The 14,620-nt window shown below is 70.0% G+C and carries 9 protein-coding genes and 1 pseudogene; 5 read left to right on the top strand and 5 right to left on the bottom strand.

Annotated features, from left to right (window positions below; genetic code table 11):
• Positions 1-344, top strand: a pseudogene (locus VD972_RS21845) (hypothetical protein); the annotation flags it as partial.
• Between the two features lie 39 nt (positions 345-383).
• Here VD972_RS21845 and VD972_RS21840 read toward each other — a convergent pair.
• The 3 genes from VD972_RS21840 to VD972_RS21830 all read right to left on the bottom strand — a co-directional run bounded on the left by VD972_RS21840 (position 384) and on the right by VD972_RS21830 (position 2,725).
• Positions 384-1,016: a hypothetical protein gene (locus VD972_RS21840; RefSeq protein ID WP_324990002.1), complete on the bottom strand. Its 633-nt coding sequence runs from the start codon at positions 1,014-1,016 to the stop codon at positions 384-386.
• Between the two features lie 74 nt (positions 1,017-1,090).
• The gene (locus VD972_RS21835; protein ID WP_414654098.1) at positions 1,091-1,510 is read right to left on the bottom strand and encodes a metallophosphoesterase family protein; all 420 of its coding nucleotides are present in this window, start codon (positions 1,508-1,510) and stop codon (positions 1,091-1,093) included.
• 33 nt (positions 1,511-1,543) lie between these two features.
• On the bottom strand, positions 1,544-2,725 hold the full coding sequence (locus VD972_RS21830) for a cytochrome-c peroxidase (protein WP_324990000.1): 1,182 nt from the start codon (positions 2,723-2,725) through the stop codon (positions 1,544-1,546).
• 329 nt (positions 2,726-3,054) lie between these two features.
• Here VD972_RS21830 and VD972_RS21825 point away from each other — a divergent pair, with 329 nt between their 5' ends.
• Positions 3,055-3,300 carry a DUF2171 domain-containing protein gene (locus VD972_RS21825; protein WP_324989998.1) on the top strand — a complete coding sequence of 82 codons (246 nt, stop codon included), beginning with the start codon at positions 3,055-3,057 and terminating at the stop codon, positions 3,298-3,300.
• On the opposite strand, the gene VD972_RS21820 is transcribed toward VD972_RS21825, so the two are convergent.
• A complete protein-coding gene (locus VD972_RS21820; protein ID WP_324989996.1) occupies positions 3,291-4,661 on the bottom strand; it encodes a DUF2156 domain-containing protein in 1,371 nt (456 codons plus the stop codon). The two genes, VD972_RS21825 and VD972_RS21820, sit on opposite strands and share 10 nt — an antisense overlap.
• Positions 4,662-4,992: 331 nt before the next feature.
• Here VD972_RS21820 and VD972_RS21815 point away from each other — a divergent pair, with 331 nt between their 5' ends.
• A complete protein-coding gene (locus VD972_RS21815; protein ID WP_324989994.1) occupies positions 4,993-5,856 on the top strand; it encodes a hypothetical protein in 864 nt (287 codons plus the stop codon).
• Between the two features lie 85 nt (positions 5,857-5,941).
• Here VD972_RS21815 and VD972_RS21810 read toward each other — a convergent pair whose 3' ends face one another.
• On the bottom strand, positions 5,942-10,810 hold the full coding sequence (locus VD972_RS21810; protein WP_324990004.1) for a CHAT domain-containing protein: 4,869 nt from the start codon (positions 10,808-10,810) through the stop codon (positions 5,942-5,944).
• A 292-nt stretch (positions 10,811-11,102) separates the two neighbouring features.
• On the opposite strand from VD972_RS21810, the gene VD972_RS21805 reads away from it, so the two are divergent.
• Together VD972_RS21805 and VD972_RS21800 are read left to right on the top strand one after the other, a co-directional pair.
• The gene (locus tag VD972_RS21805; RefSeq protein WP_324989991.1) at positions 11,103-11,642 is read left to right on the top strand and encodes an RNA polymerase sigma factor; all 540 of its coding nucleotides are present in this window, start codon (positions 11,103-11,105) and stop codon (positions 11,640-11,642) included.
• Entirely contained in the window at positions 11,642-14,575 is a 2,934-nt protein-coding gene (locus tag VD972_RS21800) for a CHAT domain-containing protein (RefSeq protein WP_324989989.1), read from the top strand. The genes VD972_RS21805 and VD972_RS21800 overlap by 1 nt, the downstream gene beginning before the upstream one ends.
• Positions 14,576-14,620 lie beyond the last annotated feature (45 nt).

The raw sequence follows: 14,620 nt of genomic DNA, 5'->3' as shown, positions 1-14,620 counted from the left end.
CTCGCACCCACGCCCTGCAGTGGTACCGGAAGGCCGTGCGCGGCGGTGAAGCAGCGGCCGCGAACAACATCGGGACCATCTATCGGGACGAGGGGCGGCTGCGGCTGGCCGTCCGGTGGTTCGAGAAGGCCGCCGCCATGGGCGACGGGGATGCAGTGCTCGAGGTGGCCAAGCTCTACGCGGGTCCGCTGGAGGAACCCGCCAAGGCCAGGAAGCTGCTCTCTCGGGTCCGTACCTCCAAGCGCGCGACGGCCGACAGCCAGGAAGAGGCAGCGAGGCTGTTGGGCACGCTCGAGCAGCGCGAGCGCCTGAGCCGTCCGAGCAGGCCCGCCTCTCGGCGATGATCAACGCCCAACCTGTCTACCTGTCAGACAGGTTCGTGGCTATTGCGGCTCCACGTATGGCACGAAGATCGACACGATGATCCCCTCTCCTCCTCTTGGTGCCCCGACCGAGACCCAGCGCTCGCCGACCTTGCGGAAGGCGCCTGGAGCACCTTTGAAGACCCAGGCGCCATCCTTCTTCTCCACGAGATGGTTGGCGGACTTCGACCAGGCGGCGAGCAGGGCGCGGACGTCGGCCGGGAGCGGCACCGTCTGCTTCCGCCCTTCGAGGAGTGCCGTGTAGTCCTTCGCGAGCCCCGCAAGCATCGTCCGCTCCTCGGCATTCTGCGGAGCGATCTCGGTGAGTGCGCCCCAGACACCGACACTGTCCTTGTTGAGCGCGAGCGCGGAGACCTTCGGCTCGCCCACCTCCGCCTTCCCGGCCTTCCCGCGCTTGACGATCCAGGTCAGCCCTACGAACGTGTTCTTGCCGCGAAGGTCCTCGGCTGTCCCCTTCTCCTCCATCTGGGCGACGGCACACAGCGGCTTCGGGGTCTTGGCAGGCTTGTCGCATGCATACTTCGCCGATAGCGCCTGGAGCACAGGCCCCCGCTCCGCCTCGAAGCGTTGGAAGACCTCAGGAGGTACAGCAGGGGTCTGCGTCAGGACGAGCGCGAGCGCCAGTTCGATCATCCTCAGAATCTACACCCCACGCTCCGGGGCGCGCATCACGTCCATGATGCGCGCCCGTTCAGAGCGATGGCGCGTCAGTGCTTGCCGTACTCCAGCCGCCCATCCCCGCAGCCGTCGAACTGGCTGAACGGGTCCGGACGGTTCATCTGCGTGGTGAAGTTCGGCAGTCCCTCTGGCGCGTACGGCCACGGCCACGCCGTGGACAGCCTCCCGTGGAACTGCATGTTGCCGATGCGGTGGGTGAGCAGCTGGTGCGTGTGCCCGTGGATGACGGTGACCTTCTCGAAGGGCTTGAGGATCGCATGCACCTCGTCCGCGTCGTCCGTCCAGAAGTTCCACGGCTTGTAGTACTTGTAGAGCGGCGAGTGGCTGAAGACGATGACGGGCGTCTTCTTGTCCACCTTGGCCAGATCCTTCTGCAGCCAGGCGCGCTGCTCGGCATCCACCTCGAAGCGCGACTGGATGCCGTTGTCCAGGCCGGCGACGATCTTCATCCGCTCACTTGTTGGACATGGTGTGCGCGTCCCCTACTTCTTCTCCGCGGTCTGGAGGGAGGTCTCCGCGCCGTACACGCCGAGCTCCGCTGGGTTCTTCTGCTCAAGATCCGGGTTGGGTGCGAGGTCCCCCAGGTGGCCCTTCTTCCCCAGGGCCACGGCCGTGTCGCGCTCCGGGCGGTTGTTCTTGCGCCCGCGCTGCCTGGCCAGCTCCTGCTGGTTGAACTGGGCAAAGCGCTCGTCCGTGAGGGCGAAGAGGAAGGCCACCACGTCGTCGATCTCCGGCTCGGTGAGCCCCAGCCGCTGCATGCCCCCGTCCAGGTACGGGTTGGGCACGCCGCCCTTGTTGTAGTGGTCAATGACGTCCCACAGCGTCGTCAGCGAGCCGTCGTGCATGTACGGGCCCGTGATGCCAACGTTGCGCAGCGTGGGCGTCTTGAAGGTGCCCACGTCGTTCTCCTGCTTCGTCACCAGGAAGCGGCCCAGCTCGGAGAACTTCGTCTCCAGCGCCAGCTCGTCGATCTGCTGCTCGTCCCCGGTGCGCACGACTTTCAGGGCCTCGCGTGCCAGCTCCACGAAGTTCTGCTTGTGCGCCGCGATGCCGATGTTGTGGAACTTCTGATCCGAGAAGAGCGGCGAGGCGATGTTGGCCGCGTGGCACGTGTTGCAGCGCGCCTTGCCGTTGAACAGTGCCCAGCCGCGCTTCTCCGAGGCGTTGAGCGCCTTCGCGTCACCGTGGATGAACGTGTCGAAGCGCGCGCTGCCGGAGAACTGCGTGCGCTCGAAGGCGGCGATGGCGGAGGCCAGGTCGTCATAGGTGACCTCCCGCCCGAACACCTGCTTGAACTCGGCGGCGTACTCGGGGATGGCGCGCACCTTGGTCACCACCGCCTCGGGGGAGGGCATCCCCATCTCGCGCGGGTTGAGGATGGGCAGCTTGGCCTGATCCTCCAGCGTGCCGGCGCGGCCATCCCAGAACTGGGTGGCGTTGAACATGGCGTTGAGGACGGTGGGGCTGTTGCGTGTCACCTGCTGGCCCTTGATGCCCGTGGACAGCGCCTTGCCATCCACGAAGCCCTTCCTCGGCTCGTGGCAGGTGGAGCAGGAGACGGTGTCATCCACCGACAGCCGCTGATCATTGAAGAGCTTCTCTCCGAGCAACACCTTCTCCGGCGTGGGCTCGGCTCCCGCTGGGACGGAGATCCTCCACAGCACGGGTGAGACTCCCAGTGGCAGCTTCGGGGGTGGAGCTGAAGCCCGCGGCGGCTCTGCCGCGTGACTGGCTCCAGCGCCTACGCCTACCAAGACGGCAAGCATCCAGGTGACGGACGACCTGAGAACCATGGGCATTCCTCCCTCGAGCAGGCAAGCATCCGCACGCCCTACCTGCCACGTTCGTACGCCCCCAAGTACGTCTGGGATGTTCACCGTCAGTCAACCTCCTTTCCCACCCTGGAGGGTATGTCCGCCAGGGAACCCGGTGTTTTCCAAGAGGAGATGGACGCGCAGGAGTTCCCTGCCGAAGAGCGAGTGAGGAGGAAGCGATGATTGACCCTGGTGAGCTCCGAGAGGGCATGACCGTGCGGGATGTCGAGGGCCACAAGCTGGGCACGGTGGCCAACCTGGAAGCCACGCAGTTCGAGCTCGAGCAGGGCTGGCCCGCCCAGCGGGACTACGTGGTGAACCTCCACCTCGTGGAGCGAATCGAGGGGCAGGTCGTCTACCTCCATCTCCACCCTGGCGCGTACGTTCCGCCGGAGAGAGAGGACGCCGTCCGCCGTCAGGAGTGAGCCGGAGGAGGATGGCGCCAGGCCCATGCCAGCAGGCAGGCCGCCGTGGCGGGTGCCAGCACCGCGACTCCGATGATGACCCAGTCGAGCAGCTGGTTGGCCCGCGGCGCGTTGTAGGCCACCGCCTGCCAGGCAGTCAGACAGGCATCCACGGCAATGACTCCGCCGAGCAGCCCCGCCAGCCATGAGCGCCAGCGGTGGAGCAGCCCGAAGAGCGCGCCCGTGAGCCCGACGTCGAAGCTCACCCAGGCCCATTGGACGCACTGAGAGGGGAAGTGGTCCGAGCTGATGGGCAGGGCCAGCAGCACCGTCCAGGGAATGAGCAGGATCGCCAGCAGGCGGACGAGCAGGTCCGCGCGGCGCAGCAGGGTGACGAGGCCGAAGCGAAAGAAGCTTCCACGCGCGAAAGCCTGCAGCGCGTCGTACACGGGCCAGAGGCTTCCTGTCCGCGCAGGCCAGGCCAGGTGGATGGAGTCCCAGGCGTGGGGCCGCAGCTTCGCCTTGAAGGCGCGCAGGCCCTCGAAGTCGAAGAGCGCCGTGCCCCAGACCCTCGCCGCGCGGAGCCAGGGCGCCACTTCCCCGGAGAGCGGCGCCAGCCCCAGCGTCACGTAGTGCCTCCCCTCCTCCGCGGCCGCGCGCATGGCGGCGTCGACCATGAGCTCCGCGGTGCCGTTGGGTGCCCGCGGATCGCGGATGATGTGCTGGAGCAACCACCCCTCGCGCGCGAAGACGGGGGCCGCGGAGAGGAAGCACACCACCTCACCGCTCAGCTCTCCCACGAAGGCGCGGCGCTCCTCCGCGAAGGCGTAGGGAGACATCTGCACGAGGAAGCCCATGGGCGCCATCCGTCGCGAGGCGAGCCAGCGCGCCAGCAGCCGGTCCACCGCGCGCCGCGTGGGGTGCTCCGAATCCCTCAGCTCCTCTGGGCTCACCCGGCGCACGGTGACGCCCCGCGCCCGGGCCCGGCGGAGCTGCTCTCGCAGGCTGCGGCTGGAGCGCACCGTCTCCTCCCAGCGGCGCGGATCCCACATCGGCTGCTCGCCGATGGACATCACCTCCACCGGCACGGCCGAGGCGAAGCGCTGCTCCGTGGCGAAGAAGCAGACTCGCCGGCCCTCGGCGTGCGCCGCTGCCTCGAAGGCGGAGGCCACCTCGGCGAGGCGCTCTGCGGGAGCGATGGGCGCACCCGCCGCCACCCACGCGCCGCCCGTGTCCACGTACGCGACGCAGGCGTCCCCCTCCGCGTCGAACCAGTAGCGGAACCCCGGCTCCAGCACCTGGAAGGAGGTGGAGTTCCAGCCGTACCGCTTGAGGAGCTGGAGGACCCGGGAAGAATCGCTCGGAGGAGAGGTCTCGGACATGGAGCGGAGGTCAGGTGGGCCCGGGGCCCGGAAAAGGATCCGAAAAAGAGCAGGTAATAAACCCGTCAGAAAGCATCTGGCTCTGCGAGTGACCCGCAGGACACACCGAGAGGAGCCAACCCAACCAAGACCCTGATCGTTCCCGTCTCACCGTGGCAGGTGCCTGAAGCCCACGAGCGCCGCCGCCTCCCCGCCCACGCGGGGACCCACTCTTCCCCATCACTTCCAACCGCTCCGGATCCGCGCGCTGCCGCGCGGGCGAAGGGGCCCGTCTTTTCTTCAACCCCGGCTGGTGGGCTCCACCAGCTCGCAGCACCTCAGGAGGCAACCCATGAACACGCAAATCACTCGGATCTTCACGGCCCTGGCGGGCCTGCTCCTCGCGGTCCCGGCGCTCGCCGAGACCGTCTACGACAACACGAACCCCGCGATCGTGTACACCGGCGCGTGGAACCACGAGTCCAGCCAGTACAACACCGTCTATGACAACGCCACCCAGGACACGCTCAGCGAGACCCAGAGCGCCGGCGCCATCGCGAGGCTGACCTTCACCGCCAACCACTCCATCTCCCTCGTGTACACGATGGGCAGCAACCGCTGGAAGTCGCAGGTCTACATCGACGGTCAGCTCAGGGAGACGCTCGAGAACCGGACACCGCACGTGAACCAGCGCTGGCACGTGATGAAGACCTGGGCGGTCTCCCCAGGGACGCACACCATCGAGGTGGTGGCCCTGGGCGCCGTCGATGGCCAGAACATCCACCAAAGCTGGAGCGACGTCGACGCGTTCATCGTCGATGCGAACGCCGCGGTGGGCGACCCTAACTCCACTTGGACCTACCCGGCCGACTATTGGCTGTGGGTGTACGGCGGGACGTGGAGCTGGGTCACGGACGCCACCCATGGAGAACGCATGCAGTCGCAGACCCGCGGGAGCTCCGTCCGGTTCACGTTCTCCGGAACCAACGTGGAGCTGAGGTACCTGGCCTCTCCCAACCGGGGCATCGCGGAGATCACCCTGGATGGCGAGCTCCTGGGCGACCTGGATCAGTACGGAGCGGGCGAGGTGAAGGCCTTCAAGCTCTCGAACCTACCACTCGGCAGGCACACCCTGACCATGACCGTGTCGGGCAGGAAGAACCTCCAGGCCACGAACGACATCGTGGGCGTCACCCTCCTCCGCATGAAGTACTGAGGACCTGTCGAGCACCCGTGCCGCGGCGCTCACCGGGTTCGCCCGGCGGACGCCGCGGTCTCCGTTGCGCGGGCAGGGCGCTCGCTCAAGGCTTCCTTCCAGCCGCGAGCTCACAGCGCTCATGCGCGGCCCGGGCCTGCTCGGGTGACTCATCCAGGTACTGCTGCCGCTCCTCGAGGCTCAGGCAGTCGCGGGTGGCAGCCTCCAAGCGCTCTCCCAGAAACCGGGTGCCCACGGGCCACACCCTGGCTGTCCTGTCGGCCGAGGCCGTCACCAGCCGCTCCCCATCCGGGCTGAAGGCCGCAGACTCCACCCAGCCCTGGTGGCCTTTGAGGGTGCCCAGCAGCCTCCCATCCGTGCTCCACAGCCGCGCCGTATTGTCGTGCGAAGCCGTCACCACCCACTGCCCATCCGGGCTGAAGGCCGCCGAGTACACCCCCTCCGTGCCGTGGCCCTTGAGCGTGGCCTGCAGCTTGCCCTTCACGCTCCACACCCGCGCGGTCCCGTCCGCGGAGGCAGTCACCACCTGCTGCCCATCCGGGCTGAAGGCCGCCGACAACACTCCGCCCCGGTGGCCCTCGAGCGTGGCCTGCAGCGCTCCGCTGGCGCTCCACACCCGCGCCGTCCCATCCGTGGAGGCCGTCACTACCCGCTGCCCGTCCGCGCTGAAGGCCGCTGAACGTACGCCCGCCCCGTGGTCCGTGAGCGTGAACAGCAGCTCCCCGCTGGCGCTCCACACCCGCGCCGTCCTGTCTCCCGACGCCGTGAGCACCCGCTCCCCCTTCGAATCGAAGACCGCCGTGTGCACGTCGTCACCGTGGCCTGCGAGCGTGACCTGCAGCTCCCCACTCGCGCTCCAAACCCGTGCCGTGTTGTCCCCCGAGGCCGTCACCACCCGCTGCCCGTCCGCGCTGAAGGCCGCGGACTGCACGCCATGACGGTGGCCCTTGAGCGTGGCCAGCAGCTTCCCCTCCGCGGCCCACACCCGCGCCGTCCCATCCTCGGAGGCGGTCACCACCCGCTGCCCGTCCGCGCTGAAGACCGCGGACGACACCTCTCGCTCATGGCCTGCCAGCGTGGCCAGCACCCACCCATCGCTCCCCGCAGGCCACAGCCGCGCAGTGCCATCCTTGGAGGCCGTTGCCACCTGATGGCCATCCGGACTGAAGGCCACGGACAGCACCCCCTTGCCGTGGCCTGTCAGCGTGGCCAGCAGCCGGTCCTTCAGCAACGTCTCCTTCACATCCCATACCCGCGCCGTCCCATCTTCCGAGGCCGTCACCACGCGCTGGCCATCCGGGCTGAAGGTGGCCGAGAACACCGGGCCGGCATGCCCCTCGAGGCGCGCAAAGATCCCCCCGTTGGCCTTCCAGACCCGCGCCGTCCCATCCTGGGAAGCCGTCACCACTCGCTGCCCATCCGCGCTGAAGGCGGCGGACAGCACTCCCTCGCCCATCCGTGCGGCCCCTCCATGGCCTGAGAGCGTGGCCTGCAGCGCCCCATCCACGCTCCACACCCGCGCCATCCCATCCATGGAGGCCGTCACCACCCGCTGCCCGTCCGGACTGAAGGCGGCCGACATCACCCAGTGTCCATGTCCGGAGAGCGTGGACAGCAGTTCCCCGTCCACGCTCCACACCCGCGCCGTCGTGTCGAACGAGGCGGTCACCACCCGCTGCCCATCCGCGCTGAAGGCGGCCATCCGCAGCGAGGAGCCGTGTCCCTCGAGCGTGGCGAGCAGCTTGCCCTCCACACTCCACACCCGCGCCGTCTTGTCCGCGGAGGCCGTCAACACCTTCAGCCCGTCCGGGCTGAAGGTGGCCGACTCCACCCGCGCGTCGTGGCCCTCGAGGGTGGCCAGCCGCTTGCCTTCCGTGCTCCACACCCGCGCCATCCCATCCCTGGAGGCTGTCACCACCTTCTGCCCGTCCGGGCTGAAGGCTACCGAGTACACCTCTCCCCACTCCTCTTCCTCATCACCTGCCAGCGTGGCCAGCAGCTCTCCCCGGGTGCTCCACACCCGCGCTGTCCCATCCTTGGAGGCCGTCACCACCTTCTGCCCATCCGGGCTGAAGGCCGCTATGTGCACCGTGTCGCCATGGCCCCTGAGCACCACCCAGGCCGCAGGCTGCTGAAGGACTGCCATGGCTGGAGCCCACCACCGCGGGCCCCTGTCTTCGGGAGCCACCTCGCGCAGGAAGAGCACGGCCCGAGCCGGATCCTGCGCGCGGAACTGCTCGGCCAGCAGGATGCGCGCCGTGCTCTGCGCTGCCCTGCGTTGCGCCATCTCCTCCCTGCGCAGCCCCCACACCACGGTCATGGCCCCCATGGCTCCCAGCAGCAGCACGCCCGTCACCCCGAAGCTGGTCCGGAAGAAGCGTGCCGCGCGGGCCCGTGCCTCTGCCAGGTCCCGCAGCGTCTCCGCCTCCTTGCGATGCCGCTCCCGCTCCTCCTCCTGCCGGCGTCCCTCCGCTGCCAGGGACTCCTCCAGCAGCCGGAGGCTCCTCGGTGACAGCTCTCCGCCATACTTCTCGCGCAGCCCCCGGGCGTAGCCGAGCCTGTCCCCCGTCAGGAGATACGAGGCCCCCCCATCCACGCCTCCCCGGCGCTCCTCCCAATCCTGCGCCCACTCCTCCACCTCGCGCAGCTGCTGCTCCCGCTCCCAGTCCTCCTCCACCCACCGCTCCAGCCGCTTCCACCGCCGCAGCAGCGTCTCGTGCGCCAGCTGTACCCACGCTCCTCTCCCCGCGTCCCCCTCCTCCTGGCCTCCCTTCACCAGCAGCCGGGTGCCCACCAACTTCTCCAGCACCGCATCGAAGGACTCCCGCGCCGGGCCTTCCCGCGGCCTCAGCTCCTCCACCCAGGCCCGTCCCCGCGACCGTGCGCTAGACAAGTCTCGGAGGGCCACCAGCCGCACCAACAGCCGCCGCACCTGCTGGCGCTCGCTCTCGCTCAGCTCCTCGTACAGCCGCTCCGCCGTCTGCGTCAGCGCTCCCGCCACGCCTCCCAGCTCCTCGTAGGCCTCGTGCGTCAACCACCGGCCCTGCCTCCGCTGCCACAGCAGATCCAGCGCGTGCTCCAGCAGTGGCAGCCCTCCCGGCTCCAGCCCCACGTCCTTGCGCAGCCGGTCCACCAGCCCCGGCTCCAGCTCCAGCCCCACCTGGCGCGCGGGCTGCTCGATCACCTCCGCCAGCTCCTCCTGGCTCATCCGCGCCACGAAGACTCGGTGCTCCTCGGAGTACACGGCCGCGTCCAGCCGCATCCCCTCCTCCAGCACGACCTCTCCGCAGCGCTCGAAGTGATCCACCCGCAGCGTGGCCACCACCATGCATCCCAGCCCTGGCTCCCGCGCCAGGCGCCAGATCCCCTGCATCAGAGCCTGGCGCTCCTCGCTCTCGAGCTGGGTAAAGAGCTCCTCCAGCTGATCCACCACCAGCAGCAGCTTGCGCTCCCCGCGAGACGGCCTCAGCCGGCGCACCGCCTCCACCAGCACCTCTGGAGTCGCGGCCTGGCTCGCGGGCTGCGGCTCGGCGGAGGAGTCCAGCGCGTGCAACCGGCGCAGCAGCTCTCTCAGTGCCCCGGACCGCCCACTCTCTGCCTGCGTGCCAGCCCGCACCAGCTCTCCGGGCCTCACCACCAGCCAGTCCCACTCCTGCCGCGGCAACAGGGGCAGCACTCCCGCGAGCACCACGGAGGACTTGCCCGTCCCGGACGCTCCTGCCACCACTTGCCAGCGGGGCCCGGATCCTCGCACCGCCTGCAGGATCCGCTCCAGCAGCGCGGCCTCCAGCTTGCCGCGGCCGAAGAAGAAGCGCCGGTGCTTCGGCTCGAAGGCCAGCAGCCCTCGATAGGGTCGCAGCGCCACCGGCCTCGAGTCTCCCGGGCCCTCCCGGCGCGCATAGAGCTGCAGCGAGGCCCAGTCCAGGCCGCGCCCCTCCACCCGGAGCCTGCGCCGCGCCGCTCCCAGCGCCTGCTCGAGCGAGGCCGACTCCACCAGCAGCTGCTCGTACAAGGTCTCCGCCAACAGCACCGAGCCCTCCACCGACAACGGCAGCCTCGAGGCCACCACCATCTCGATGCCCACCCGGTGCAGCGCCTGGGCCACGCTGCCCAGGTGGCTGGCCAGCTTGCCGCCATCCCCGCCATGGCAGGCGCTCAGCACCACCATGCGCAGCGAGCCCACGTACGGCGCCAGCACTGCCCCCAGCCGCCCCCCGTCCACCACCTCCACGCCAGCCCCCTCCTTCGGCGCGTTCCACGCCAGCCCGTACAGGCGCGAGGCAGAGCCCTCCACCGCCGCGCCATGGCAGAGCACGTGCAGCACCGACACCGGCTCGCGCGAGCTCTTCAGCAGCTGCTCCAGGCTGCTCAGCGACACCCGCCCCAGCACGTCGTGCTGCGCATCGAAGGCGAAGTCCCCCTGCTGGCTGGCCTGCTCCAGCGCTCGAAGGTGTCCGTCCACGGGCACGTGCCCTCCTGCCGCGGACCACGCCAGCAGCACCCGGCCGCCCGGCATGGCCTCGCCAGGGGGTGACCGCTTGCGCTCAGCGGGCCACTCGTAGCGCAGGCTGGCGCCCGGCAGCTCCACCAGGTGCTGCCCGGAGCCCTCCATCGTCACCAGCTCCCACGGCAGCGCGTACAGCTCCGCCGCCGCCGAGCGCACCACCAGCCTGGGCCCGCCTCTGCCCCGCAGCGCGGACTCGTGCCCGCCCCAGTCCAGCTCATCCAGGAAGCGGCGCAGCTGTTCACCCAGCCGCCGCGCCACCTCCGGATCCGGCTCCTGCCGCGCCAGCGCTTGCAGATCCGCCATCAGCTGCTCGTTCCACGGGAAGCGTGCGCTCTTCACCCCGCCGCCCAGCTGCCTCAGCCGGTACTCCTGCTCCTCGAAGCGGAAGCCGTAGGGATCCTCGGCCTTCTGCGCTCGCGAGAACTCCAGCACCCGCTCGTCCACCATGTCCACGCGTCCCCCTGCCCGCGGCTTCCTCTAGCAGTTCGAGGGCGCTACCCCAGCGGGCGGGCGGATTATGACCCACCCAGGTAATAAATCCTGCGGAGCGCATCTGGTGAAGACGGGGAGCCATGCCAGGCCTGGACTCCCCGTCATCATGAACGCTCCCCCCACCCCTGGCTGGCGGCTCGCCGCAGGGCCAGAAAGCTCCCCCCAACCCAGGGGGGCTCGTGTAGAAAGCCAGCCCTGGCGCGTCCTGTTGCGGGATGCGTGGCAGGCAATGGGGCCTCTACAGGCGATGAGCCAGGCGAAGCAGGGACACCCGGCGGGGGCGTTCGCCACGCAGCACCGAGCCTGGCTCCTGGCCAAGGCCCGGAGCATGTGCCGCAACACCACCGACGCGGAGGACCTCGTCCAGGAGACCCTGCTGCGGTTCATCCAGACCTTCGAGAAGGTCGCGGCGCTCCCCCCGGAGCGCACCTGCGCGGCCTGGCTGGTCACCACCCTCACCAACCTCTTCTATATGCAGTGCCGCAAGCAGCGGGTGCAGGCGCAAGGCGCGAGGGATCCCCTGCTGAGCGAGGAGGCCGTGGTGGAGCCGGAGCCTGCCGCCCCGCAGGCCGGTGACACCATCACGCAAGAGCAGTTCGCCGAGGCCCTCCAGAAGCTGAGCCCGAAGATCCGGGTCACCTTCGAGCTGCACGCGGCGGGGAAGAAGTATCAAGACATCGCGCAGTCCCTCGGCGTCCCGGTGGGGACGGTCGCCAAGCGGCTGTACGACGCCCGCGCGAAGCTGCGCGAGTTCCTCCAGGCCTCCTTCTCCTCGTGGGTGAACTGATGGACAGCCTCTGCGACAAGGCCGGCCTGTTCGTGGACGGGGAGCTCCCCACCGAGACCGCCGAGGCGTTCCGTCAGCACCTGCCGGACTGCGCGCGGTGCCAGCACGAGGTCAACCGCCTCCTCCAGTTCGATCTCCTGGGACATGACCACGTCCGGCTCGGTGCGGCGCAAGCCCCGCCCGGGCGGTCACGCCTCCCGGTCTCCTCTCTCTGGAGACGGCCCGTCCTTTGGGTGGGCGCCTCGCTTGCCGCGATCCTGCTGGCAGTGGTGGCGGTGCGGCTGCGCGCTCCCGCCGGCCTTGGGAGTGATGTGTGGCTGGCCGAGCGTCCCCAGCGCCTGCTGGAGGCGCGCCTCAGCCACCCGGCCGCGGACCGCCACCGTCCCCCCGCGGCCCGGATGATGGGCGGAGACAGGTCCTCCGACGCGCTCCCGTTCGAGGACCTGGCCGTGCTCGAGAAGAGTGACCCACAGGGCCTGGCAGCGGCGTACCTGGTGCGCGATGACCCGAAGCTGGTGGACCTGGCGCTCCAGCGGCTGGAGGGGCTGGGCCGCTCGCCCGGACTGGAGAGCGATCGTGCGGCGGCGATGCTCCTCAAGGGCGAGCCTCACGAGGCGCTCCGGCGGGTGGAGGGCGTGCTGGCGGAGCACCCTCGCCACCCGCAGGCGCTGTGGAACCGGGGCCTTGCACTGCGGGAGTTGGGGCTGCCGCTGCTGGCGGCCCGGAGCTTCACCGAGGTGGCCTCCCTGAAGGAGCCGGGCTGGTCCGAAGAGGCGGCGCAGAAAGCCGAGTCCCTCCAGCGAGAGACCTCCGAGCGCCATGACCGGTGGAAGGCCATCTTCGAGGCGGGCAAGGCCCTCGTCGATGCCGCTCCGGGCAAGCTCCCCGAGGGGTTCAGCCAGGCGCCGATCGCCCGCCTCCACTTCTATGACGCCGTGCGGGCCTCACCGAGCCGCGAGCGAGTCCTGGCGCTGCTGCCCCTGGCCCGTGAGCTGGATGCGCAGGCGGGGGGGCGCGTGCTCGAGGACTACGTGCAGCGGGTGGCGGAGGCGGACTTCTCCCAGCGGGCTCCGCTCGCCCGGGACTACGCGGCCCTGGTCCAGCAGCGCCTCCCTGACGCGGACAAGGAGCGCCTGCTCACGGCGCTGCGCGCGTCGGCCCAGGACGACCTCCTCCTGGGCGCGCTCACCCACCTTCGCGCCGCCTCCCGCAACCTGGAGCTCTTCGAGGCGAAGGCAGCGGCCACGGGAGATCCCTGGTTCCAGCAGCTGGCTGCGCAGCAGCGCGCGCTGGCCGACAAGGCCGCCGGGCGCTGGGTTCACGCCACCCAGACGCTCCTCGAGGCGCGCCGCCTCTGCACCCAGCGCGGCCTCGAGTACCGCTGCAGCGTCATCGATCGCGAGCTGGCCACCCTCTACATCCGGCTCCACCAGCTCGACGCCGCGCGGAAGCACGCCGAGAGCGGCTGGAAGCTGGCCCGCGCGGGCAACGAGTGGATGCTGGAGCGGGACCTGCTGTGGATCCTTGCGCAGATCGCCCGCTTCGTGAACGACGCGCCCCTGGCCCGTGCCTGCTTCCAGGAGCTGCTCGAGCGAGATCGGAACGAGCCGGACATGGTGCGCCGTGTGCACCAGAACCTCGCGGACATCGCGCTGCACGAGCTGCAGGTGGAGGAGGCCCGGCGGGAGATCGACGCGGCGCTGGCCACTGGCCTGCCGCTCCTGCCCGGCGGGACGCTCACCCTGGCGGACATCTCGCGGCTGAAGAGCGCCCTCACGGACGAGGCCCACCTGACCCGGGCCGTAGAGGCCGCCAGGCCTGGCTTGAGCCCCGGTGAGCGCGCAGTCTCCACACATGTGCTCGGGCGGTTCTTCATCGAGCGCGACGTGGCCAGAGGGCGAGACCTGCTCTGGCAGGCCATCCGCGAGGCGGAAGCCCCCGAGCTGAAGAATGATCCAGGTGCGCGGCGGGCCCGGGCCTACAGCTACACGTCCCTCATCCTCGAGGCGGGACGGCGCGGTGCCTTCGAGGAGGCGCTGGAGCTGTTCGCCAAGGAGCGGGGGCAGGCGCTGCCACGCCTGTGCCTGCTGGCGGCCACGGTGGACTCCGAGCGGACCCTGCTCGTCGTACGCGGCGCGGATGGGGCGCTGGTGGGCCACCATGACGAGTCCCGACGTCAGCCTCTGCCGCCACAGCTCGACGGGCTGGTGCCGGAAGCGCTGCTGGCGCCTCTGCGCGCATGCTCGCAGGTGGAGGTGCTCGCCCGGCCTCCCCTCCATGGCCGGGCAGGGCTGCTGCCGCCGGAGCTGGCCTGGAGCTACCTGACGCGCGCCTCGGCTCCTCGCCCTCCGCCCGCGGGCCCTGCGGTCCACCTCGTCGTCTCCGGCGTGGAGCTGCCGCCCGGAATCCCCCTCCGGCGCCTCAATGCCTGGACGCCCGTCTTCGGCCCCCAGGAGCAGCGCCTCACGTTGTCGGGCGCCGAGGCCACCCCCTCGCGGGTGCTCGCCTTCATGAGGAACGCCACCGAGATCGATCTGGTCGCCCACGGCATCGTCAACGACTCCACCGACAACTCCTATATCCTGCTGGCCCCGGAGCAGGACGGTCCGGAGCTGGGCATCTCGAAGGTGCGCGCCGCTCCGTTCCAGCGAGCCCCCTTCGTAGTGCTCGCCGCCTGCCATGCGGCCCACACGGCCTATGCCCTCCACGAGCCGCTCAGCCTCCCGGCCGCCTTCATCGAGGCGGGGGCCCGCGGTGTGCTCGCCGCGACCGAAGAGATCCCCGACCTGGAGGCGGAGGCCTTCTTCAACGCCGTCCGCGAGCGCATGCGCTCCGGCACGTCCCCCGCCGTCGCGCTCCGGGACGAGCGCACCCGCTGGTCGAAGGAAGGTAAGGGCGCGCGGTGGCTCGACAGCGTCCTCCTGTTCGAGTGAGGTGCCGAGAAACCGAGCCGTGGAGGTAATAAATCCAACCTCTCG

It is taken from the genome of Hyalangium sp. (genome assembly GCF_035629615.1).
Classification (GTDB): Bacteria; Myxococcota; Myxococcia; order Myxococcales; family Myxococcaceae; genus Hyalangium.
The sequence above is the reverse complement of the archived record's forward strand: the minus strand, read 5'-3'. Positions and strand labels throughout refer to the sequence as shown.